Source organism: Psychrobacillus sp. (assembly GCF_056205495.1).
Window position 1 is genome coordinate 1 of the sequence record NZ_JBAEAP010000147.1, and the last position, 2,743, is coordinate 2,743.

Here is a 2,743-nt window from a genome sequence, read left to right on the forward strand (position 1 = left end):
GTTTCACATGTCACTGGCTGTTAAAATGCATCCTAACATTGATGTATCGCTTGTTCACTGCTATAATTCATAATAGTTTAATTAGGAGTGAACAAGCATGAATAATGAAGAGAGACTGGCACGACAGAAAAAGATAAGAAACTTTTCTATAATCGCCCATATAGATCATGGGAAGTCAACGCTTGCTGACCGTATTTTAGAAAAAACAAAGACGTTAACATCTAGAGAAATGAAAGACCAATTGTTAGACTCTATGGATCTTGAAAGTGAACGTGGAATTACAATTAAATTAAATGCAGTTCAGCTAAAGTATTTGGCACAAGATGGGGAAGAATATATTTTCCATTTGATTGATACCCCTGGACATGTCGATTTTACTTATGAGGTATCTAGAAGCTTAGCAGCCTGTGAAGGAGCTATTTTAGTTGTAGATGCCGCACAAGGAATTGAAGCACAAACCTTAGCTAACGTTTATCTTGCATTAGATAACGATTTAGAGATTTTACCAGTTATCAATAAAATTGATTTACCTGCAGCTGATCCAGAGCGTGTGAAAAAAGAAGTGGAAGAAGTAATTGGTTTAGATGCTTCAGAAGCTGTTCATGCCTCAGCAAAAGCTGGTATTGGTATAGAAGAAATTTTAGAGCAAATCGTGGAAAAAGTTCCTGCGCCAACTGGTGATCCAGAAGCACCTTTAGAAGCATTGATTTTTGACTCATTATTTGATCCATACCGTGGTGTAATTGTTTATATTCGAATTATGCAAGGAACCGTAAGGCCTGGAGATCGCATTAAAATGATGGCCTCGGGCAAAGAATTTGATGTTGTTGAAACAGGGGTCTTCACACCTAGAACTACTCAACGTGATGAATTGACTGTCGGAGATGTTGGTTTCCTAACAGCCTCTATGAAGGATGTTGGCGATTCGAGTGTTGGGGATACTATTACTTTGGCGAATAATCCGGCACAAGTGGCATTAGCTGGTTACCGTAAGATGAATCCAATGGTGTTCTGTGGATTATACCCAATTGATAACTCTAAATATAATGACCTTCGAGATGCATTAGAAAAATTACAGCTAAATGACTCAGCACTAGAGTTTGAACCTGAATCTTCTCAAGCCTTAGGTTTTGGGTATCGCTGTGGCTTCCTTGGATTGCTCCATATGGAGATAATTCAAGAACGTATCGAGCGCGAATTTAAAATTGATCTTATTACGACAGCACCAAGCGTTATTTATAATGTAAAGTTGACTAGTGGAGAAACTTTAAAGGTTGATAATCCTTCTATGATGCCAGACGTTCAAAAGGTAGACGCAATAGAGGAGCCTTATGTTAAAGCCTCTATTATGGTTCCAGAGGATTATGTAGGATCTGTTATGGAGCTATGCCAACGTAAGCGTGGTAACTTCATCACAATGGATTATTTATCTTCTGCTCGTGTAAATATTATCTATGAAATTCCACTATCCGAGATAGTCTATGATTTCTTTGATTCATTAAAATCCAGCACTAAGGGTTATGCTTCCTTTGACTATGAGCTTATTGGTTACAAGGAATCTAAACTACAAAAAATGGATATTTTATTGAACGGGGAAAAAGTAGATGCTCTAAGCTTTATCGTGCACAGAGATTTTGCATACGAGCGCGGGAAGCTGATTGTTGAGAAGCTGAAAGCACTAATTCCGAGACAGCAGTTTGAGGTACCAGTTCAAGCAGCAGTCGGACAAAAAATTATTGCACGATCTACGATCAAATCCATGGGTAAAAACGTTTTAGCTAAATGTTACGGGGGAGATATCTCACGTAAACGTAAACTTCTTGAAAAGCAAAAAGAAGGTAAAAAACGTATGAAACAAGTAGGTTCTGTAGAAGTACCTCAAGAAGCGTTTATGGCAGTCCTTAAGATGGATGAGCCGAATAAATAAGTAATACCAAGGTTTAACGTATATTAATGATTTTAAATAATTAGCATTTGCCACCCTCTTGCCACCGTAATTAGGTTTGGGTGGCAAGTTATTTCAATCCCCATTTCAATCGCATACTTCGCTTACGCATTTCTATATCCAGTCCAATGTGAAATGGAATGTAAAAAGAGTTGTTATCGTTAAGTAAATTGTTATTCTAATTATTAATTCCATGGAGAGCATCTTTAAATCGCTCTCTGTGGTTTTTTTTCGTTTATAACTCGGAATTCTGACATATTGCATAGGGTTTTCGTATATTAGCTTATTAGGATAACCAGCGTGTATTATTGAGTTATTTAATGCCGTGTGGAAATAATAAGGGTCTTACTTGCAAAACCTTCACTCTTTTATACCATTGAAAAATTTTGAAGAATATCAGGCTTTAAAGCTTTCAACATCTACTTTACAAAAGTAGGATTAATGTGCTTGTTGATGAGAAATTTTACTATTGATTAAATTTCAAACAGATTTGGATTAAATAACGCATTTTAAAAAATCAATTGATGCTTGCAGAATGATTGTCTTTCATACTATTTGGCATAATAGATTGAAATTTGACGAGCTTTAAAAATAACCTAGAGACAACTTATGACATGTGTTAGACCATCTAAAAATATCTTGTAGGCTGCATCAGTGGCAACAACGACTGGGCGTCCCACCTGGTCAATACTAGGTCTTCCTATTGTCGAATAAAGGTTTTCAACCAATGGATAGATAAAGGAAAAATCAATTGCCGCATCTAACGAACAAGATGGTCTTGTGGTACCAACTGTTCAA

1 protein-coding gene and 1 pseudogene are annotated in these 2,743 nt (G+C 36.6%); one reads left to right on the plus strand and one right to left on the minus strand.

Annotated elements, in window-relative coordinates; genetic code table 11:
* Nucleotides 1-97 precede the first annotated feature (97 nt).
* Nucleotides 98-1,927, plus strand: coding sequence for a translation elongation factor 4 (gene lepA, locus AC06OU_RS04365; RefSeq protein ID WP_475854223.1), 1,830 nt, complete (start codon nt 98-100; stop codon nt 1,925-1,927).
* Between the two features lie 695 nt (nt 1,928-2,622).
* On the opposite strand, the pseudogene AC06OU_RS04370 reads toward lepA, so the two are convergent.
* Nucleotides 2,623-2,743, minus strand: a pseudogene (locus AC06OU_RS04370) (transposase); the annotation flags it as partial.

Excerpts from the sequence above, each read along its gene's own strand:
- lepA (WP_475854223.1), top strand. The coding sequence starts at position 98 with ATGAATAATGAAGAGAGACTGGCACGACAGAAAAAGATAAGAAACTTT.